Raw genomic sequence first — 20,382 nt, forward strand, 5'->3', positions numbered from 1 at the left:
CGAACCCAAGGAGATCCAAAATGGCTTTTAACATGCGTAACCGCAGCCTGCTCTCGCTGATGCACCACACTACCCGCGAGCTGAATTACCTGCTGGACCTTTCCCGTGACCTCAAACGCGCCAAATACACCGGCACCGAGCGTCCACACCTGAAAGGCAAGAACATCGCGCTGATCTTTGAAAAAACCTCGACCCGCACCCGTTGCGCTTTTGAGGTCGCAGCCCACGATCAGGGCGCCCACGTCACCTACATCGACCCGGTATCGTCGCAGATCGGCCACAAGGAAAGCATGAAGGACACTGCCCGCGTACTGGGGCGGATGTTCGACGCCATCGAATACCGTGGCTTCGCACAGGAAATTGTCGAGGAGCTGGCCAAGTTTGCCGGCGTGCCCGTGTTCAACGGTCTGACCGCTGAATTCCATCCGACGCAAATGATCGCCGACACCCTGACCATGCGCGAGCACAGCGACAAGCCGCTGCATCAGATCAGCTACGCCTACCTGGGCGATGCGCGCTACAACATGGGCAATTCTTTGCTGATGATCGGCGCCAAACTGGGCATGGACGTGCGCATCGCCGCACCGAAGGCGCTATGGCCGCATCAGGATTTCATCGATCAGTGCAAAGGTTTCGCCGAAGAAAGCGGCGCTCGCATCACCATCACCGAAGATCCCAAAGCGGCGGTCAAGGATGTCGACTTCATTCACACCGATATCTGGGTGTCGATGGGCGAGCCGGTGGAAGCGTGGGATGAGCGCATCGAGCAATTGCTGCCGTATCAGGTCAACGCCGACATGATGAAAGCCTCGGGTAACCCGCGGGTGAAATTCATGCACTGCCTGCCGGCGTTTCACAACAGTGAAACCAAGGTTGGCAAGGACATCGCCGCGCGCTATCCGCACCTGGCCAATGGCGTTGAAGTGACGGAAGAAGTCTTCGAATCGCCGGCCAACATCGCCTTCGAGCAAGCGGAAAACCGCATGCACACGATCAAGGCGATTCTGGTCTCGGCGCTGGCGGATATCTGAGGATCAATGCGGTTGGCTCTTTGTGGGAGCGTGGCTTGCCCGCGATAGGATCACCTTCCGAGTACCTGATACACCGAGGTGTCTGCATCGCGGGCAAGCCACGCTCCCACAGGAACTGTGTTGCCCGTACCCATTTCTGAAGGACAGCATTATGCGTATCGTCGTCGCCCTGGGCGGTAACGCCCTGCTCCGCCGTGGTGAACCCATGACTGCGGACAATCAACGCGCCAATATCCGCGTCGCCACCGAACAGATCGCCCGGATCCACGCCGGCAACGAACTGGTCATCGCCCATGGCAATGGCCCACAGGTGGGGCTGCTGTCGCTGCAGGCGGCCGCCTACACCTCCGTTTCGCCTTACCCGCTGGACGTGCTCGGCGCCGAAACCGAAGGCATGATCGGCTACATCATCGAACAGGAACTGGGCAATCTGCTGGATTTTGAAGTGCCGTTTGCCACCTTGCTCACTCAGGTTGAAGTCGATGCCAACGACCCGGCCTTCCACAACCCGACCAAACCGATCGGCCCGGTGTACGGCAAAGCCGAAGCGGAGAAACTCGCCGCCGAGAAAGGCTGGGCGATTGCCCCTGATGGCGATAAATTCCGTCGCGTGGTGGCCAGCCCGAGACCGAAACGCATCTTCGAAATCCGTCCGATCAAATGGCTGCTGGAAAAAGGCAGCATCGTGATTTGTGCCGGCGGCGGCGGCATCCCGACGATGTACGGTCCGCACGGCAAGCTGCAAGGTGTCGAAGCGGTCATCGACAAGGATTTGTGCTCGGCACTGCTAGCCGAACAGCTCGACAGCGATTTGCTAGTGATCGCCACCGACGTCAACGCGGCCTTCATCGACTTCGGCAAACCGACGCAAAAAGCCATCGGCCAGGCGCACCCGGACGAAATGGAAAAACTCGGCTTCGCTGCCGGCTCCATGGGACCCAAGGTTCAGGCCGCCTGCGAATTCGCCCGCCATACTGGAAAAACCGCCGTGATCGGTTCACTCTCGGACATCGAAGCAATCGTCCAGGGCACGGCCGGCACGCGCATCAGCACGGCGAAACCTGGCATTACCTATCTATAAGGAGAGACGTCAATGGCAACGTTCGAGCCCGGTCACTTGCACATCGAGCGTCATGCGCTGACTCCTGATGATGTCAGCTACAACGTGCACCTCGACTATGAGGTCGCGCCGGATCCCAAGGGCGGCAAAGGAATACAGTTCACCCTGCATGGCAGCATGCAGGGAAAGGACATGACGGAGACCTTCTTTCTGCCCAAGGTAGAGGCTTACAACTTTGCTCGCGATGTGACCCGGATTGCCGAGCAGTACGGGATTCCGAAGGCACACAGCCAGATCGGATCAGTGCACAAGCATTACGATTTGATGTTCGAAGACATCCGGCAGAAATTGAATATGCAATCCGGAGATCCGGTGAATCTGGAGCATTTCGAATAACCCGAACTCACCACGTTCCCCCTGTGGGAGCGAGCCTGCTCGCGAAAGCCTTTTATCAGTCGATATCTCCATGTCTGAGACACCGCTTTCGCGAGCAGGCTCGCTCCCACAGGGACCTGTGTTGTGACGAAAATCCTCGTAAATTTCACCATTCACCCGCCCCAAGGCATACTTGCCACCCTCCGCACGCCAGAACCCGAACCGCCCCATGCGTATCCACGTCAGCTTCATCGACCGCGTCGGCATTACCCAGGAAGTCCTGGCCTTGCTCGGTGGGCGCAATCTCAATCTCGATGCAGTGGAAATGGTCCCGCCCAACGTCTATATCGACGCACCGACCCTGAGCACGGATGTGCTCGAAGAGTTGCGTGAGGCGTTGCTCAGCGTGCGCGGCGTGCAGGCGATGACCGTGGTCGACATCCTCCCCGGGCAGCGCCGGCACTTGCAGCTCGATGCATTGCTGGCCGCTATGACCGACCCGGTCCTGGCCGTGGACAGTGCCGGCAAAGTCTTGCTGGCGAACCCGGCGCTGATTTCCCTGTACGGACGTGAACCTGCCGGTGAAAGCGTCGCCGAGCTGTTCGCCGACCCGGCGCTGCTCGATGCCTTGCTGGAAAACGGCTTCCGCCTGCCGCTGCGCGAGATCACCGTCAACGGCCAGACCCTGCTGCTCGATGCCACGCCGATCACCGATGCCGGTGCGCTGCTCACGCTGTATCAACCGAACCGCATCGGCGAGCGCCTCTCGGCGTTACACCATGACCATGCCGAAGGCTTTGATGCGCTGCTCGGCGAGTCCCCCGCGATTCGAACGCTCAAGGCCCGCGCCCAACGCGTGGCCGCACTCGACGCGCCGCTGTTGATCCAGGGCGAAACCGGCACTGGCAAAGAACTGGTTGCCCGCGCCTGCCACGCGATCAGCGCGCGGCACAGTTCGCCGTTCCTTGCTTTGAACTGCGCGGCATTGCCGGAGAACCTCGCCGAAAGCGAGCTGTTCGGCTACGCCCCCGGCGCCTTCACCGGTGCGCAACGCGGGGGCAAGCCAGGGCTCATGGAACTGGCCAACCAAGGCACGGTGTTTCTCGATGAGATCGGTGAGATGTCACCGTACCTGCAGGCCAAATTGCTGCGCTTTCTCAACGACGGCAGCTTCCGCCGGGTAGGCGGTGATCGTGAGGTAAAGGTCAACGTGCGAATACTTAGCGCGACCCACCGCAACCTGGAAAAAATGGTCAGCGAGGGCACCTTCCGCGAAGACCTGTTCTACCGCCTCAACGTCCTTAACGTGGAAGTTCCGCCGTTGCGCGAACGCGGTCAGGACATTCTCTTGCTCGCGCGCTATTTCATGCAGCAGGCCTGCGCGCAGATCCAGCGGCCGGTCTGTCGCCTGGCGCCGGGCACCTACCCTGCCCTGCTCGACAACCGCTGGCCGGGCAATGTGCGGCAACTGCAAAACGTGATTTTCCGGGCGGCGGCGATTTGCGAAAGCAGCCTGGTGGACATCGGCGACCTCGACATTGCCGGCACCTCGGTCGCGCGGCAGAACGACGTCGAGATCGACAGCCTGGAACAGGCGGTGGAAGCGTTCGAAAAAACCCTGCTGGAAAAACTCTACGTCAGTTATCCATCGACCCGCCAATTGGCCAGTCGCCTGCAGACTTCGCACACCGCGATTGCCCATCGCCTGCGCAAGTACGGGATTTCCAACAAGCCGTAAGGCTGAAAATACACTCTCAACGCCAGCACTTACCCTGTGGTAGCGAGCCTGCTCGCGATAGGGGTATGTCAGTCAACACATGCATGGCTGACACATCGATATCGCGAGCAGCCTCGCTCGCACAGGATCTGTGCACAGCCTGAGAAACTCATCAAAAACGACCTCCACCTGTACTGAAAGCGCTACAGCGGAACGATATCGCTACACCCCACCTCGGCCTCGCTTGCGCAAGGCTTTGATCCCTCAAAGCTTTTTTCACTCCCATAGTGCGTAGCGATTTCGCTACAGCTGGGCAAATCAAGATTCGCTAAAAATCTCTAACACATTGAATCACATGATAAAACTGACTTTGGCAGCGATCTTGCTAGTTCATCCGCCATAAATCCGGGCCTAGCCCAAGCATTCATCGCGTCCACCAGACGAGTCTGGCCCCTTAGGAGTTTCCATGAGCGAGTTGCGTTTTACTGAAGATCACGAATGGCTGCGCACTGAAGCTGATGGCACCGTCACCGTCGGCATCACCGCTTTCGCGCAGAACGCCTTGGGCGACGTGGTTTTCGTACAACTGCCTGAGCTGCAGTCCTACGACAAAGGCGCAGAGGCTGCCACCGTTGAATCGGTAAAAGCCGCCAGCGGAGTGTACATGCCGCTTGATGGCGACGTGCTGGAAGTGAACCCGGCACTGGACAGCAGCCCTGAACTCGTCAACGAAGACCCACTGGGCGAAGGTTGGTTCTTCCGCTTCCAGCCATCCGATGCGTCTGCGGTAGCCAAACTGCTCGATCAAGACGCGTACGACCGTCTGATCAAAGCCAACGCCGAAGCCTGAGGAGCGCTGACATGACTCAAGTAAATCCTGCTGTAAACGTTAGCACCGCCAACGAATTCATCGCGCGCCACATCGGCCCGCGCGCAGGCGATGAGCAAGCGATGCTCAACAGCCTCGGTTTCGACTCGCTGGAAGCCCTGAGCGCCAGCGTCATTCCGGAGAGCATCAAAGGCACGAGCGTGCTGGGCATGGACGACGGCCTGAGCGAAGCCGATGCACTGGCGATGATCAAAGGGATCGCCGCCAAGAACCAGCTGTTCAAAACCTATATCGGACAAGGCTACTACGGCACTCACACGCCGTCGCCAATCCTGCGCAACCTGCTGGAAAATCCGGCCTGGTACACCGCGTACACGCCGTATCAGCCAGAAATTTCCCAGGGTCGTCTCGAAGCGCTGTTGAATTTCCAGACCCTGATCAGCGATCTGACCGGCCTGCCGATCGCCAACGCCTCGCTGCTCGACGAAGCTACCGCCGCTGCCGAAGCCATGACCTTCTGCAAACGCCTGAGCAAGAACAAAGGCAGCCACGCGTTTTTCGCTTCGGTGCATTGCCACCCGCAAACCCTTGACGTGCTGCGCACCCGCGCCGAGCCGCTGGGTATCGACGTGGTCGTCGGCGACGAACGCGAACTGACTGACGTGACGCCGTTCTTCGGCGCCCTGCTGCAATACCCGGCGAGCAACGGCGATGTATTCGATTACCGCGAGCTGACCGAACGCTTCCACGCCGCCAACGCGCTGGTCGCGGTGGCCGCTGATCTGCTGGCACTGACCGTGCTGACCCCGCCGGGAGAATTCGGCGCCGACGTGGCCATTGGCAGCGCGCAACGCTTCGGCGTGCCGCTGGGCTTCGGTGGTCCGCACGCAGCATACTTCTCCACCAAAGATGCGTTCAAGCGCGACATGCCCGGCCGTCTGGTCGGTGTTTCCGTCGACCGTTTCGGCAAGCCGGCCCTGCGCCTGGCAATGCAGACCCGCGAGCAACACATCCGCCGTGAGAAAGCCACGTCGAACATCTGCACCGCCCAGGTCCTGTTGGCCAACATCGCCAGCATGTACGCCGTGTACCACGGCCCGAAAGGCCTGACGCAGATTGCCAACCGCGTGCATCACCTGACCGCGATTCTGGCCAAAGGCTTGAACGCACTGGGCTTGAAGGTTGAGCAAGAAAGCTTCTTCGACACCCTGACCCTGAACACTGGCGCCAACACCGCCAAGCTGCACGACAAGGCTCACGCCCAGCAGATCAACCTGCGCGTCGTGGATGCCGAACGTCTGGGCCTGTCCCTGGACGAAACCACCTCGCAACCTGACGTGGAAACCCTGTGGGCCCTGCTGGCCGAGGGCAAAACCCTGCCGGACTTCGCCGCCCTTGCCGCTTCTGTTGCCAGCACCATCCCTGCCGCTCTGGTTCGCCAATCGCCCATCCTCAGCCACCCGGTGTTCAACCGTTATCATTCCGAAACCGAGCTGATGCGCTACCTGCGCAAGCTCGCCGACAAGGACCTGGCGCTGGATCGGACCATGATCCCGCTCGGCTCCTGCACCATGAAACTCAACGCCGCCAGTGAAATGATCCCGGTCACCTGGGCTGAATTCGGTGCCCTGCACCCGTTCGCCCCGGCTGAGCAAAGCGCTGGCTACCAGCAACTGACCGACGAACTGGAAGCGATGCTCTGCGCCGCCACCGGTTACGACGCGATTTCGCTGCAACCCAATGCCGGTTCGCAAGGCGAGTACGCCGGTCTGCTGGCAATCCGTGCCTACCACCAGAGCCGTGGCGACGACCGTCGCGACATCTGCCTGATCCCGTCGTCTGCCCACGGCACCAACCCGGCAACCGCCAACATGGCCGGTATGCGCGTGGTCGTGACCGCGTGCGATGCGCGCGGCAACGTCGACATCGAAGACCTGCGCGCCAAGGCCATCGAGCACCGCGAACACCTCGCCGCGCTGATGATCACCTACCCGTCGACCCACGGCGTGTTCGAAGAAGGCATCCGCGAAATCTGCGGCATCATTCATGACCACGGCGGCCAGGTATACATCGACGGCGCCAACATGAACGCGATGGTCGGCCTCTGCGCGCCGGGCAAATTTGGCGGCGATGTCTCGCACCTGAATCTGCACAAGACCTTCTGCATCCCCCACGGTGGTGGCGGCCCGGGCGTCGGCCCGATCGGCGTGAAATCGCACCTGACGCCGTTCCTGCCGGGCCACGCCCACATGGAACGCAAGGAAGGCGCAGTGTGTGCGGCACCGTTCGGCAGCGCGAGCATTCTGCCGATCACCTGGATGTACATTCGGATGATGGGCGGCGCGGGTCTGAGACGCGCTTCGCAATTGGCGATTCTCAACGCCAACTACATTTCCCGTCGCCTCGAAGAGCATTACCCGGTGCTCTACACCGGCAGCAACGGTCTGGTTGCGCACGAATGCATCCTTGATCTGCGTCCGCTCAAAGACAGCAGCGGCATCAGCGTCGATGACGTCGCCAAACGCCTGATCGACTTCGGCTTCCACGCGCCGACCATGTCGTTCCCGGTCGCTGGCACCCTGATGATCGAGCCGACCGAAAGCGAATCCAAGGAAGAACTGGACCGCTTCTGCGACGCGATGGTCCGCATCCGCGAAGAAATCCGCGCGGTGGAAAACGGCACGCTGGACAAGCAAGACAACCCGCTGAAAAACGCCCCGCACACTGCAGCGGAAATCGTTGGCGAGTGGACGCATCCCTATACCCGCGAACAAGCGGTATACCCGGTTGCTTCACTGATCGATGGCAAATACTGGCCACCGGTCGGTCGTGTCGACAACGTGTTTGGCGATCGCAACCTGGTGTGCGCCTGCCCGTCGATCGAAAGCTACGCTTAAGCCTCTGAGGGAGCGGCACACCGCTCCTCCGTAGGCGCTGTCGAGTGCAACGAGGCTGCGATCTTTTGATCTTGATTTCAAAAGCAGGATCAAAAGATCGCAGCCTCCGGCAGCTCCTGCAAAATGCCCCGTGTAATCTGCGTCCATAACAAGAAACCGGAGAACAACCATGGCTTTAAGCGTGTTCGACCTGTTCAAGATTGGCATCGGTCCGTCCAGCTCGCACACCGTCGGCCCCATGCGCGCAGCGGCACGCTTTGCCGAAGGTCTGCGGCGGGAAAACCTGCTGGCCGCGACCGCTGTGGTCAAGGTTGAACTCTATGGTTCTCTTGGCGCCACCGGCAAAGGCCACGGCAGCGACAAGGCCGTGTTGCTCGGCCTGGAAGGCGAACATCCGGACACGGTGGACACCGAAACCGTCGCCGCGCGTCTCCTGGACATTCGCGGCAACGGCCGTCTGAACCTGCTTGGCGAGCACAGCATTGCGTTCAACGAAAAAGAACACTTGGCGATGATTCGCAAACCGTTGGCCTACCACCCCAACGGCATGATTTTTCGTGCGTTCGACGCGGCGGGATTGCAAATCCGCAGTCGCGAGTACTATTCGGTGGGCGGCGGTTTTGTGGTCGATGAAGATGCGGCCGGTGCCGACCGTATCGTCGAAGACGCGACGCCACTGACCTTCCCGTTCAAAAGCGCCAAGGACCTGCTGGGTCACTGCACCACTTACGGCTTGTCGATCAGCCAAGTGATGTTGACCAACGAAAGTGCCTGGCGCCCTGAAGCCGAAACCCGCGCCGGCCTGCTGAAGATCTGGCAAGTGATGCAGGACTGCGTCACGGCAGGCTGCCGCAACGAGGGGATCCTGCCTGGGGGCTTGAAGGTCAAGCGCCGGGCGGCCGCGCTGCATGCGCAATTGTGCAAGAACCCGGAATCGTCATTGCGCGATCCACTGTCGGTGCTGGACTGGGTCAACCTCTACGCCTTGGCGGTCAACGAGGAAAATGCCAACGGTGGGCGCGTCGTCACCGCGCCGACCAATGGCGCGGCCGGGATCATCCCGGCGGTGCTGCATTACTACATGCGCTTCATTCCCGGCGCGAACGATGACGGTGTCGTGCGTTTCCTTCTGACCGCCGCCTCGATCGGCATTCTGTACAAGGAGAACGCCTCGATCTCCGGCGCCGAAGTCGGTTGTCAGGGCGAGGTCGGCGTCGCCTGCTCGATGGCGGCCGGCGCCCTGTGCGAAGTGCTCGGCGGTAGCGTACAGCAAGTGGAAAACGCTGCGGAAATCGGCATGGAACACAACCTCGGCCTGACCTGCGATCCGATTGGCGGACTGGTGCAAGTGCCTTGCATCGAGCGCAATGCCATGGGCTCGGTCAAGGCAATCAATGCCGTACGCATGGCTCTGCGCGGCGACGGTCAGCACTTCGTCTCGCTCGACAAGGTCATCCGCACCATGCGCCAGACCGGCGCCGACATGAAAAGCAAATACAAGGAAACCGCCCGTGGCGGTTTGGCGGTCAACATCATCGAGTGCTGATGCGCGCTTGCTGCATGAGCACACTTTTTTTCAGGAGCTGGATATGTCCACCGAACAAATGTTGAAAACCCCGTTGCACGCTCTGCACATCGAACTCGGTGCCCGCATGGTGCCGTTTGCCGGTTATGACATGCCCGTGCAATATCCGCTCGGCGTGATGAAAGAGCACCAGCACACCCGTGAACAGGCCGGCTTGTTCGACGTTTCGCACATGGGGCAAATTCGTCTGACCGGTGCCGACGCCGCCAAGGCCCTGGAAACCCTGGTGCCGGTAGACATCGTCGATTTGCCGGTCGGCATGCAGCGCTACGCAATGTTCACCAACGAAACGGGCGGCATCCTCGACGATCTGATGGTCGCCAATCTCGGTAATGACGAACTGTTCCTGGTGGTCAACGCGGCATGCAAGGCTCAGGACCTCGCGCACCTGCGTCAACACATCGGCGACCAATGCACCATCGAACCGCTGTTCGAAGAGCGCGCGCTGCTGGCACTGCAGGGGCCGGCGGCGGTGGCCGTCCTTGCACGTCTGGCGCCTGAAGTGGCAAAGATGACCTTCATGCAGTTCACCCGCGTGGAACTGCTGGGTGTCGAATGCTTTGTCAGCCGTTCGGGCTACACCGGTGAAGACGGTTTCGAAATCTCTGTACCGGCGGCCAAGGCCGAAGCCCTGGCTCGCGCCCTGCTGGCCGAAACTGAAGTGGCAGCCATCGGCCTTGGCGCTCGCGACTCTCTACGCCTGGAAGCCGGCCTGTGCCTCTACGGGCACGACATGAATGCCGAGACCTCGCCGATAGAAGCCAGCTTGCTGTGGGCCATCTCCAAGCCTCGTCGCGCGGATGGCGCGCGGGCCGGCGGATTCCCAGGTGCGCAAAACATTTTCGCGCAGCAGCAGGCCGGCGTCCGCCGCAAGCGCGTGGGCCTGTTGCCTCAGGAGCGCACGCCGGTGCGTGAAGGCGCAGAGATCGTCAACGAAGCCGGTGAAATCATCGGCAGCGTTTGCAGCGGCGGCTTTGGCCCAACCTTGGGGGCCCCCTTGGCGATGGGCTATGTGGACAGCGCGTTTACCACACTGGATACGCCGGTGTGGGCAATCGTTCGTGGAAAAAAAGTACCCCTGCTTGTAAGCAAAATGCCATTTGTGCCGCAGCGCTACTTCCGTGGTTGATTGACTGTTTCTATAAGTAACGCGGTTGCGTTAACAGTGCACTACTGTGTAACGCAACTGCCATAAAACGGTGCACTGGTTCGATCCATGCTTCGAATATGAACTGTGGTTATAACGATCGAAAACAATTGAACAGACACCTCTACAGCGGCAACTAAGGAACCGACTAGTGCCATCAACGTGAGTAAAACCGGGCCTCTCACAGGGCTTGTTTTTTCTCCTGAAGTTGGCGTAGAGTTTGTCCACTGTGTTTGCATGGGTCGCTTGGAATCGTGACCTGGGCAGTAGCCTACAAGTTAGCTACATCCCGTTCGACGTCTTCTTACTCTCCTGCAACCAGCCCAGTACTCTTTCACAAGAAAGAGGCTGTCATTAATTTAGCGTCAAAGGAAATAAGAAATGTCCCAACGTCAGAGCGGTACCGTCAAGTGGTTTAACGACGAGAAAGGTTTTGGTTTTATCACTCCAGAAAGCGGGCCGGATCTGTTCGTGCATTTCCGCGCTATTCAGGGCAACGGCTTCAAGAGCCTGAAAGAAGGCCAGAAGGTGACCTTCGTTGCAGTGCAAGGCCAGAAAGGCATGCAGGCTGACGAGGTTCAGGCAGAAGCTTAATCTTCTGTAACGAAAAAGCCCCTGATGCTGACATCAGGGGCTTTTTTATGCGCTTAAATCCGTAAAATGGCGTTCCTTTGAACGAGAGCCCTTCCATGTCGAAACATCTGCTGCAACCTCAGGGAGAATTTCCCGCCGCGACCCTGGGTCGTCGTCTGGCAGCGATGTTCTACGATTTTCTGTTGTGCACTGCTCTGCTGATCGTCACCAGCGGCGTATACAAGATGATTCAGATGGCGATCATCGGCGAAGAGAGAATGCGCGCACTGACCGAGGCGGGAGCACTGGACGGCGACCCCTTGCTGTCTACGGTATTGCTGTTTGTACTGTTCGGATTTTTTGCCAAGTTCTGGACCTGGTCGGGTCAGACCCTGGGCATGCAAGTGTGGTCGATTCGCGTGCAGAATGCCGATGGCTCCTCAATCAGCCTGTGGCAGGCGCTACTGCGATTTGTCGTGTCGATCGCTTCGCTACTGTGTGTCGGGCTCGGGTTCTTCTGGTCGGCCTTCGACAAACAGAAGCGCAGCTGGCATGACATGTATTCCAACACGCAACTCGTCCGCATCCCGAAGAAGACCAAGTGATTGCGCAGAGCAAAAAATCACTGCGGGAGCGAGCCTCCTCGCGAAGACGGCATATCAGCAAACATTAATGTCGACTGACACTCCCTCTTCGCGAGCAGGCTCGCTCCCACAGTTTATGCGACGTGACTGACAGACCTCAGGCGTTCCCCGCCAACTTCATGCGCGCGGCCTGGTTAAAGTCCAGCATCCGCTTCAGAGGTCTAATGGCTTGCGGGATCAAGGCTGGATCGACAAAGATTTCGTCCGTACCCTCTTTCAGGCACTTCAGCATGCGCTCAAGCGTATTCATCGCCATCCACGGACAATGCGCGCAACTGCGGCACGCCGCGCCGTTACCGGCGGTTGGCGCTTCTATGAAGACCTTGTCCGGACACAGTTGCTGCATTTTGTAGAAAATACCGCGGTCGGTGGCAACGATCAGCGTCTTGTTCGGCAGACTCTGCGCTGCAGCAATCAACTGACTGGTGGAACCCACGGCGTCCGCGAGTTCGATGACCGAAGTGGGCGATTCCGGGTGCACAAGGATCGCAGCGTCCGGGTACAGCGCCTTCATGTCTTCGAGCTGCTTGGACTTGAACTCTTCGTGAACGATGCAGGCACCGTCCCACAGCAGCATATCCGCGCCGGTCTTTCGCTGGATGTAGGTGCCCAGATGCTTGTCCGGCCCCCAGATAATCGTTTCGCCGTTGTCCATCAGGCTTTCAACGATTTCGAGGGCGCAACTTGATGTCACCACCCAGTCCGCCCGGGCTTTGACCGCTGCCGACGTGTTGGCGTAAACCACCACGGTACGCTCCGGGTGCTGATCGCAAAACGCCGAAAACTCTTCCACCGGGCAACCCAGGTCCAGCGAACAGGTCGCTTCCAGGGTCGGCATCAGCACACGTTTTTCCGGGTTGAGAATTTTCGCGGTTTCACCCATGAACTTGACGCCGGCAACCACTACGGTCTTGGCCGGGTGAGCATTGCCAAAGCGGGCCATCTCCAGTGAATCGGAGACACAACCACCGGTCTCTTCGGCCAGAGCCTGAATAACCGGATCACAATAGAAATGAGCAACCAGCACTGCGTCCTGAGCTTTGAGCTCGGCGGCGATGGCGGAACGGTAATAAGCCTCCTCATCAGCGGTCAGCGGCTTGGGCTGCTTGGCATCGAGGTGGGCTTGCACCAGAAGGCGTTCGGAAATCTGCGTCATGTTCGCAAGACCTGCAGGCGCATTCGCGCGAAAGTCGAGTATACACCCGGCTCCGGACCCATCAGGGTACCGCCGGGAAAGTGAGTATCATCAGGCACGGACATCGTTGTGGCTGCGCAAGGCTACAGAATATCCCGAGGATGCAAAAGATGATTCTGACCTGTGTTACGCGGTGCAGCTCAGTATCGGTTCGAACTCAAATCGCGGGCAAAAAAAAATCCGGAAATCCTCACTTGCGTGGGCCTTCCAGACTTTTAAAACTGCTACAAAAATGGTGGGTCGTGTGGGATTCGAACCTACGACCAATTGGTTAAAAGCCAACTGCTCTACCAACTGAGCTAACGACCCGCTGTGTGGTGGCGCGTATAATACTGATTTCTAAGGACTATTCAACACCTAATTTGAAATAAATCAGAAATAAGGCGTTGGATCGGTGATTCCAGCCGCTGCGAAGCCTTCTGCACGCAATCTGCAGCTATCGCATTTACCGCACGCACGGCCGTTATCATCAGCCTGATAGCAGGAAACAGTGAGACCGTAATCAACCCCCAGCTTTACGCCCGCCTGGACAATCTGTGCCTTGCTCAGGTTTTGCAGCGGCGCCTGAATGCGGAAACCGTTGCCTTCCACGCCGGCCTTGGTTGCCAGATTGGCCATGCGCTCGAAAGACTCGATGAATTCAGGGCGGCAATCCGGGTACCCGGAATAGTCCACGGCGTTCACACCAATAAAGATGTCACGCGCGCCGAGCACTTCAGCCCAACCCAGTGCCAGCGACAGGAATACCGTGTTACGCGCTGGCACGTAAGTGACTGGAATCCCCTCGCCCAGCTCCTCCGGAATGTCGATGCTGTTATCTGTCAGTGCCGAGCCACCCATGCCATCCAGGTTGAGACCGATCACCTTGTGCTCGACCACACCGAGGTCTTTGGCAACACGCGCGGCGGCGTGCAATTCGGCATGCGAGCGCTGCCCGTAATCGAAGCTCATGGTGTAGCAGCGGTAGCCTTCGTCGCGGGCCATGGCCACCACAGTAGCTGAGTCGAGGCCACCGGACAGCAGGATAACCGCACGTTTTTCAGCAGTATTCAGTGGTTCAGTCATGTCAGCGCCCCGGTTCATCATTCCAAAGATATTTATGTAGCTGCAATTGCAAACGCACTGGCAAATTGTCAGCTACGATCCAATCCGCCAGTTCGCGCGCATTCAAATCATGGTGACTTGGCGAGAACAGGACTTCACCGGCGCGTCGGTCGAGACCGAACTGAATCAGCTTGGAAACCGCCCAGTCATAGTCCTCCCGCGAGCAGATGACAAACTTCACCTGATCGTTCGGCGTCAGCAGTTCGATGTTCTCGTAGCGATTGCGATGAGCTTCTTTCGAGCCCGGCGTTTTCAGATCGACCACGCGACTGACCCGGGAATCTACCGCCGAGATATCGAGAGCACCACTGGTTTCCAGTGACACCTCGTAACCGGCGTCGCACAACTGCTTGAGCAATGGAATGGCGTTGGGCTGAGCTAATGGCTCGCCGCCCGTGACGCAAACGTAACGCGGACGAAAACCGGCCACTTGCTCAAAGATGTCGTCGAGCGAGCGTACAGTACCGCCACTGAAGGCGTAGGCGCTGTCACAGTATTGGCAACGCAAGGGACAACCGGTGAGGCGTACAAAAACAGTAGGCAGCCCGGCCGTCCGTGTTTCACCCTGTAACGAGTAAAAAACTTCGGTGATTCTCAATGTGTCTTGCATATTCGCCACGGGCGTAACAGCTAAACAGGCTGTCCGCCTCCGTCAGGCACTTCCAGAAACCCCGCCAACGCGCAGGCCCCAGGAAGCGTGTTTCAGAAAAAGGGCGTAAATTCTAACGAAAAAACCCGCGACAAGCGCGGGTTTCTTCGAAACCAGTCAAGCAACCTTACATGCGCTGCAGATCGCGTTGGGCGAGCTGAGCAGCGGAAGTACCCGGGTACTGCGACACCACCTGCTGCAGAATGCCTTTGACCTTGTCGGCATGACCAAGGCGGCGCTCTACATCAGCCAGCTTGTACAGCGAGTCAGGCACTTTGTTGTGCTTGGGATACAGCTGCGAAACCTTGGCAAACGCCTGACCTGCACCTTGCAGATCGCCTTTGGCCAGATTGACTTCGCCCAACCAATACTGGGCATTGCCCGAATACTGACTGTTAGGGTATTTGCGCAGGAAAGCGGCGAAGGCCTGACTGGCCTTGTCGAAATCCTTGGCTTTGATCAAGTCGAAGGCTGCATCGTAATACAGTTTTTCCTTCGCTGGATCAGCCGGCTCGCTACCTGCGGCCGGTGCAGTGGCAGCGGTGGCCGCCCCAGCGCCAGCTGCGGCACCAGGATCACCACCGGTTGAAGAATTCTCAGGAGTTGCGGCTGGTGCTACGCCGGATCCTATGCGCCGATCAAGATCCTGGTATCGCTCCAGGCTTTCCTGCTTCATGCGCGCTACATCGTTTTGCAGAACTTCGATGATGCCTTGTTGGCGCGAGATCTGCTCCTGCATCGATTGCAGTTGGTTGAACAGCTCGCCCTGTGCCGAGACAGGGGCCGAAACCCCTCCCCCGGCATAGGCGCCGTTCGTACCGTAACCCGCAGGCGGATAACTACTCCCGCTATTGTTATAGCCGGTATTGTTGTCGACCACAGGAACCGCAGCCCACACCGCAAGCGGTGCGAGACTGAGGGCCAAAACAGTTACAGCACGACGGCACGTTCGCATGGCGAATTACTTACGCAGTTCGACGCGACGGTTTTGAGCCCAGGACTGCTCGTCGTTGCCGGTAGCAACTGGACGCTCTTCGCCGTAGGAAACCAGTTCCAGCTGAGCTGGGGAAACACCTTGCAGTACCAGGTAACGCTGAACGGCTTTCGCACGACGCTCGCCCAGTGCCATGTTGTACTCACGAGTACCACGTTCGTCGGTGTTGCCTTCCAGAACAACGCGAGCGCCGTTTGCTTTCAGGTCTTTGGCGTGAACGTCCAGAGCGCGCATGGCTTCTGGCTTCAGGTCCGAACTGTCGTATTCGAAGTAGAAGGTGGTGATTGCGCGCAGAGCAGCTTCTTCGCTCAGGGAACCGTCAACGGCACCGGTATTTGCGCCGTAACCAGCGTTTGGATCAACAGCTGCGCCTTCACCGGCATTGTCGCCGCCTTTAGACGAGCAACCAACGGCTACGGACAAAGCCAGAGCCAGAGCAGCAAACTTACCAAACTTCAGCATTTCCATCGTGAAACTCCTAATGAACCCCAGTGTGTGTCAAGTAAAACGGTAAAGCGCCGCGTCAGTTCAGGTAAGGGGACCAGGAAGGTTCTCTGACTTCGCCTTGTGCGGTAGGAAGCGGGAGCCTTACGCGTCCATTAATGGACACGAGCATCAAGACTCCCCGGCCCTGCTGGCGGGTGGCGTAGATTACCATGGTGCCGTTGGGCGCAACAGTAGGCGACTCGTCCAGAGTGCTATCAGTTAGAATTTTTACACTTCCGCGCTGCAAATCCTGGGCCGCGACCTTGAAATTAGTGAAGCCGTCCTGACGATGGATCATCACCAGGGTCTTCTCATCAGCCGAAAGCTTCGGATTTGCGTTGTAGTTACCGATAAAGGTCACGCGTTCCGCACCACCACCACTTGCGCTGGTTTTATAGATTTGCGGTTTACCGCCACGGTCGGAAGTGAAGTAGATAGTCGAACCATCCTTGCCCCAGAACGGTTCGGTATTGATGCCAGGACCATTGGTGACGCGAGTGATCTGACGCGAACCCAGGTTCATCACATAGATGTCCGGGTTGCCGTCTTTCGACAGTACGAAAGCCAGGCGATTGCCATCCGGCGACCAGGCCGGGGCGCCATTCAGGCCTTCGAAGTTGGTGATCTGCTCACGGCGACCGGTGTCGATGTTCTGCATGAAGATGCGTGGACGCTTCTGCTCAAACGAAACATAGGCGATGCGCTTGCCATCCGGTGCAAAACGCGGCGACAGGATCGGCTCGCGCGATTGCAGCAGGGTCACGGCGCGCGCACCGTCGTAGTCTGAACGTTGCAGCGTGTAGCGCGTGTTTTTCTCGGAGAAGCGTTCGGCCGTCACGTACAGCAGACGAGTCGAGAACGCACCTTTGATGCCGGTGAGCTTTTCGAACGACTGGTCGGCAATGTAGTGGGACATGTCACGCAACTGGTCAACACTGCCCGACACGCTGCCGGTCAGCACTTGCTGCTCGGTCGCGACGTTGAACAGGGCGTATTGAACCTGCAGGCGACCGCCCGCAGGAGCAATGCTGCCGACCATGACGTACTGGGCACCCAACGCCTTGAAGTCACGGAAGATGATTTCGCTGGCCTGACTCGGCTGGCTGATCATGTTCTGCTTTGGAATCGGCGCGTAATAACCCGAATTACGCAGGTCATTGCCGATGATCTCGGCCATGTCGTCCGGCAGCACGCTGCCGCCCTGGTTGCCGAACGGAACGATGGCGATAGGTGCCGCGCGGTCACTGCCGCTGGTCACCAGAATGTTTTTTTCATCAGCTGTCGCGATACCTGCCAGGCAGCAGATAACGACAAGCATTCCTCGAAGAAGGTTTCTCACAAGGCTAGATCCTCAGGTGTGAATGTCATCTTGAATGAACGATACGGAGCGAAATCGCTCGGCTTCATTCCCTGCATTTCTGTCAAACGTCCAATATTCTTGACCGCTGCAACTGCTGAAGCGTCAAACGGACCGTCGCCACTGGACTTGCCTACGCTGACCGAGGTCACCGTACCGTCCGGCAACATGCCGATTTGCAACACGACCGTCATGCCTTTGCGCGCCGAAGGAGGGCGAGCCCACCCTTCCGCAGCACGGGCACGAATCAGGTCATCGAAACTGCCAGCGACTTCGTCACCCTGCTCATCTGCCAGGGCCTGCTGACGCTGCGGCGTGTCGGAAAGCAGATCTGCCAAGGCCTGAGCCTTTTTCTCTTCGGCGGATTTGCGTGCCGCTTCCTGCGATTTTTTCTTCGCAGCATCGGCAGCAGCTTTCTTCTTCGCGTCTTCGGCGACTTTCTTCTTCGCCTCTTCAGCTTCGGATTTTTTCTTGGCGTCTTCTGCAGCTTTCTTCTTGGCGTCTTCGACGATCTTTTTCTTCGCCTCTTCCGCCGCCGCTTTCTTGGCCTCTTCTTCCGCTGCTTTCTTGGCTTCTTCTTCGGACTTCTTCTTGGCTATATCAGCCAATTGTTTCTCTTCGGCCTTTTTGGCTTCGGCGGTCTTTTTGGCTTCGTCGGCTTTCTTGGCTTCGTCAGCCTTTTTCGCCTCTTCCGCCTTCTTGGTCTCATCGGCCTTCTTGGATTCTTCGGCTTTTTGAGCGGCGTCTTCCTTCTTTTGTTCCGCGGCCTTGATCGCTTCCTGCTCGATCTTCTTCTGTTCCATCTGTTCGACTTCGGTCTGGCGCGCGGCGGATTTCTTCGCCTCACCCGCGATCTTCTGATTGGTCTGGGTGGTCGCCTGACTTTTCGATTTCAGTTGGTAAAGGGTCGCCTGAACAATCGGTTTTGCGGGCGGCAGTTCCGGTGTGAAGGCAAAACTGACGAACAGCATGCCGAACACCAGCACGTGCAGGAAGATCGCCCAGACACTAGGCCAGAAGTAGCTTTCCGAGGCGGACGGCTCTCGCATTTGCTGCATCAGGGCGCCTCGGTAATCAAGCCAACATTACCGACCCCGGCTTTCTGCAATCCGCCCATGGCACCCATGACGGCACCGTAATCGACGGTCTTGTCGCCACGAATGAAGACCTGGGTGCGCTTGCCGCCCTCAGTACCGGCGCGAATGATCTTGGTCACCGCGTCCGTCATCTGCGGCAAGGTCATGGCCTTGTCCTGCTGCTTTTCGGTGTCGACTTCGCTGCCAAGGTTCCAGTAATAGGTCTTGTCAGCCTTGATCGAAATGGTCAGGACCTGGGTGTTGTTGTCCTGCGGCAAGGCTTCGCTGGAAACCTTGGGCAGATCAACTTTCACGCCCTGATTGAGCATCGGCGCGGTCACCATGAAGATGACCAGCAGTACCAGCATCACGTCGATGTAAGGCACCACGTTCATCTCGGCAACCGGCTTGCGCTTTTTGCGAGCTCGAGCGATTAAAGCCATTGGAAATTACCTGCTTATTCTTCGCTGGTGTGCACTTTGCGGTGCAGGATCGCCTGGAATTCATCGGCGAAGGTGTAGTAACGGCCCAGCAAGGTTTCACTGCGCGCAGCAAAACGGTTGTAAGCGATAACGGCCGGGATGGCGGCAAACAGGCCGATTGCCGTAGCAATCAGTGCCTCGGCGATACCCGGAGCCACGGTGGCCAGGGTCGCTTGCTGAGCGGTGGCCAGGCCACGGAAGGAGTTCATGATGCCCCAGACGGTGCCGAACAGACCGATGTACGGGCTGACCGAACCTACGGTGGCGAGGAACGGCAGGCTCTGCTCGAGCTTTTCTTCTTCGCGGGATATGGCGACGCGCATGGCACGGGCCACGCCTTCCATGATTGCTTCCGGATCAACGCCTGGCTGCTGACGCAGACGGGAGAATTCCTTGAAGCCGGCGCGAAAGATCTGCTCGACGCCCGAGTCCGGATCTGGATTGCTGCCCGCCTGACGGTACAGTTTGGACAGGTCGATACCCGACCAGAAGCGCTCTTCAAAGCTCTCCAGGGCGCGTCGACCGGCACGCAGCAAGTTGCTGCGCTGAAAGATCATGATCCATGAGGTCACCGATGCGGCTACCAGGATCAACATTACCAGTTGCACCACGATACTGGCATTGCTGACCAGGCTCCACATGGAGGAATGGTCGACGACGTTAGCTTCCACGCTTTATCTCCTGCTTTGAGTGTGTACCCGCGCCGCTCACGTCGGCAAAGGCCGCACGTAGAGCTTCGGGAATGGCCCGGGGTTTTAAACTTTCGGTGCGCACGCAGGCCACCCAAAACTGCCCTTCGCAGAGCAGCGCATCATCTGTAGCCCGCCTGACCTGCTGTTTGAAACGCAGGCTGACACGGTTCAATTCGATTACTTCAGCACTTACCAGAAGCTCGTCGTCCAGTCGCGCCGGCGCGAGGTAGCGCGCTTCGCTGGAATGCACGACAAACAACAGGTCCTCCCCTGCCAGCTGGGACTGGGCAAAGCCCAGCTCCCGGAGCCGCTCGGTTCGAGCCCGTTCCATAAACTTGAGGTAATTGACGTAATACACGATGCCGCCCGCGTCGGTGTCTTCGTAATAAACGCGACAACGATGTGCGAACGACTCAAGCCCGTTTTGCGCGCGCATACTCTAGTGCTTACTCCTCAGGTTGCCAATCCGGCCAGGCAACTGTTTTTCAT

The 20,382-nt window shown here is 58.5% G+C and carries 20 protein-coding genes and 1 tRNA gene; 10 read left to right on the forward strand and 11 right to left on the reverse strand.

Features of this window, described 5'->3' with window-relative positions; all coding sequences use genetic code 11:
• Positions 1 to 20: 20 nt before the first annotated feature.
• From F8N12_RS12990 to F8N12_RS13035, 10 genes are all read left to right on the forward strand, one after another.
• Entirely contained in the window at positions 21 to 1,031 is a 1,011-nt protein-coding gene (locus tag F8N12_RS12990) for an ornithine carbamoyltransferase (RefSeq protein ID WP_150580779.1), read from the forward strand.
• Positions 1,032 to 1,182: 151 nt separating this feature from the next.
• Complete coding sequence (gene arcC, locus F8N12_RS12995) at positions 1,183 to 2,112, forward strand: carbamate kinase (RefSeq protein WP_150580780.1); 930 nt, start codon at positions 1,183 to 1,185, stop codon at positions 2,110 to 2,112.
• A gap of 12 nt (positions 2,113 to 2,124) precedes the next feature.
• A complete protein-coding gene (locus F8N12_RS13000; protein WP_150580781.1) occupies positions 2,125 to 2,487 on the forward strand; it encodes a DUF5064 family protein in 363 nt (120 codons plus the stop codon).
• A 208-nt stretch (positions 2,488 to 2,695) separates the two neighbouring features.
• Positions 2,696 to 4,204 (forward strand): sigma-54-dependent transcriptional regulator, encoded by a 1,509-nt coding sequence (locus F8N12_RS13005; RefSeq protein WP_150580782.1) that lies wholly within the window; start codon positions 2,696 to 2,698, stop codon positions 4,202 to 4,204.
• Positions 4,205 to 4,649: 445 nt separating this feature from the next.
• Positions 4,650 to 5,033 (forward strand): glycine cleavage system protein GcvH, encoded by a 384-nt coding sequence (gcvH, locus tag F8N12_RS13010; RefSeq protein ID WP_150580783.1) that lies wholly within the window; start codon positions 4,650 to 4,652, stop codon positions 5,031 to 5,033.
• Positions 5,034 to 5,044: 11 nt separating this feature from the next.
• A complete protein-coding gene (gene gcvP, locus F8N12_RS13015; protein WP_150580784.1) occupies positions 5,045 to 7,909 on the forward strand; it encodes an aminomethyl-transferring glycine dehydrogenase in 2,865 nt (954 codons plus the stop codon).
• Between the two features lie 169 nt (positions 7,910 to 8,078).
• Complete coding sequence (locus F8N12_RS13020) at positions 8,079 to 9,455, forward strand: L-serine ammonia-lyase (protein ID WP_150580785.1); 1,377 nt, start codon at positions 8,079 to 8,081, stop codon at positions 9,453 to 9,455.
• Positions 9,456 to 9,498: 43 nt separating this feature from the next.
• Positions 9,499 to 10,623, forward strand: a complete 1,125-nt coding sequence (gene gcvT, locus F8N12_RS13025; RefSeq protein ID WP_150580786.1) for a glycine cleavage system aminomethyltransferase GcvT — start codon at positions 9,499 to 9,501, stop codon at positions 10,621 to 10,623.
• 399 nt (positions 10,624 to 11,022) lie between these two features.
• Positions 11,023 to 11,235, forward strand: coding sequence for a cold-shock protein (locus F8N12_RS13030; protein ID WP_003175786.1), 213 nt, complete (start codon positions 11,023 to 11,025; stop codon positions 11,233 to 11,235).
• Between the two features lie 95 nt (positions 11,236 to 11,330).
• Complete coding sequence (locus F8N12_RS13035) at positions 11,331 to 11,819, forward strand: RDD family protein (protein WP_150580787.1); 489 nt, start codon at positions 11,331 to 11,333, stop codon at positions 11,817 to 11,819.
• 136 nt (positions 11,820 to 11,955) lie between these two features.
• Here F8N12_RS13035 and nadA read toward each other — a convergent pair whose 3' ends face one another.
• The 11 genes from nadA to ybgC all read right to left on the reverse strand — a co-directional run bounded on the left by nadA (position 11,956) and on the right by ybgC (position 20,329).
• The gene (gene nadA, locus F8N12_RS13045) at positions 11,956 to 13,014 is read right to left on the reverse strand and encodes a quinolinate synthase NadA (protein ID WP_150580789.1); all 1,059 of its coding nucleotides are present in this window, start codon (positions 13,012 to 13,014) and stop codon (positions 11,956 to 11,958) included.
• A gap of 272 nt (positions 13,015 to 13,286) precedes the next feature.
• Positions 13,287 to 13,362 (reverse strand) — tRNA-Lys (locus tag F8N12_RS13050).
• A 63-nt stretch (positions 13,363 to 13,425) separates the two neighbouring features.
• Positions 13,426 to 14,118: a 7-cyano-7-deazaguanine synthase QueC gene (gene queC / locus F8N12_RS13055; RefSeq protein ID WP_150580790.1), complete on the reverse strand. Its 693-nt coding sequence runs from the start codon at positions 14,116 to 14,118 to the stop codon at positions 13,426 to 13,428.
• 1 nt (position 14,119) lies between these two features.
• A complete protein-coding gene (gene queE, locus F8N12_RS13060) occupies positions 14,120 to 14,767 on the reverse strand; it encodes a 7-carboxy-7-deazaguanine synthase QueE (protein WP_150580791.1) in 648 nt (215 codons plus the stop codon).
• A gap of 166 nt (positions 14,768 to 14,933) precedes the next feature.
• Positions 14,934 to 15,761: a tol-pal system protein YbgF gene (ybgF, locus tag F8N12_RS13065; protein WP_150580792.1), complete on the reverse strand. Its 828-nt coding sequence runs from the start codon at positions 15,759 to 15,761 to the stop codon at positions 14,934 to 14,936.
• 6 nt (positions 15,762 to 15,767) lie between these two features.
• On the reverse strand, positions 15,768 to 16,268 hold the full coding sequence (pal, locus tag F8N12_RS13070; RefSeq protein ID WP_028621922.1) for a peptidoglycan-associated lipoprotein Pal: 501 nt from the start codon (positions 16,266 to 16,268) through the stop codon (positions 15,768 to 15,770).
• 55 nt (positions 16,269 to 16,323) lie between these two features.
• Positions 16,324 to 17,625: a Tol-Pal system beta propeller repeat protein TolB gene (gene tolB / locus F8N12_RS13075; protein WP_150580793.1), complete on the reverse strand. Its 1,302-nt coding sequence runs from the start codon at positions 17,623 to 17,625 to the stop codon at positions 16,324 to 16,326.
• Positions 17,622 to 18,701 carry a cell envelope integrity protein TolA gene (gene tolA, locus F8N12_RS13080; protein WP_150580794.1) on the reverse strand — a complete coding sequence of 360 codons (1,080 nt, stop codon included), beginning with the start codon at positions 18,699 to 18,701 and terminating at the stop codon, positions 17,622 to 17,624. The genes tolB and tolA overlap by 4 nt, the downstream gene beginning before the upstream one ends.
• On the reverse strand, positions 18,701 to 19,153 hold the full coding sequence (tolR, locus tag F8N12_RS13085) for a protein TolR (RefSeq protein ID WP_161781290.1): 453 nt from the start codon (positions 19,151 to 19,153) through the stop codon (positions 18,701 to 18,703). The genes tolA and tolR overlap by 1 nt, the downstream gene beginning before the upstream one ends.
• A 23-nt stretch (positions 19,154 to 19,176) precedes the next feature.
• The gene (tolQ, locus tag F8N12_RS13090; protein WP_150580795.1) at positions 19,177 to 19,872 is read right to left on the reverse strand and encodes a protein TolQ; all 696 of its coding nucleotides are present in this window, start codon (positions 19,870 to 19,872) and stop codon (positions 19,177 to 19,179) included.
• A complete protein-coding gene (ybgC, locus tag F8N12_RS13095; protein WP_150580796.1) occupies positions 19,862 to 20,329 on the reverse strand; it encodes a tol-pal system-associated acyl-CoA thioesterase in 468 nt (155 codons plus the stop codon). Before ybgC ends, tolQ begins: the two co-directional genes overlap by 11 nt.
• Between the last annotated feature and the right edge of the window lie 53 nt (positions 20,330 to 20,382).

It is taken from the genome of Pseudomonas fluorescens (assembly GCF_902497625.1).
GTDB lineage: Bacteria > Pseudomonadota > Gammaproteobacteria > Pseudomonadales > Pseudomonadaceae > Aquipseudomonas > Aquipseudomonas fluorescens_BQ.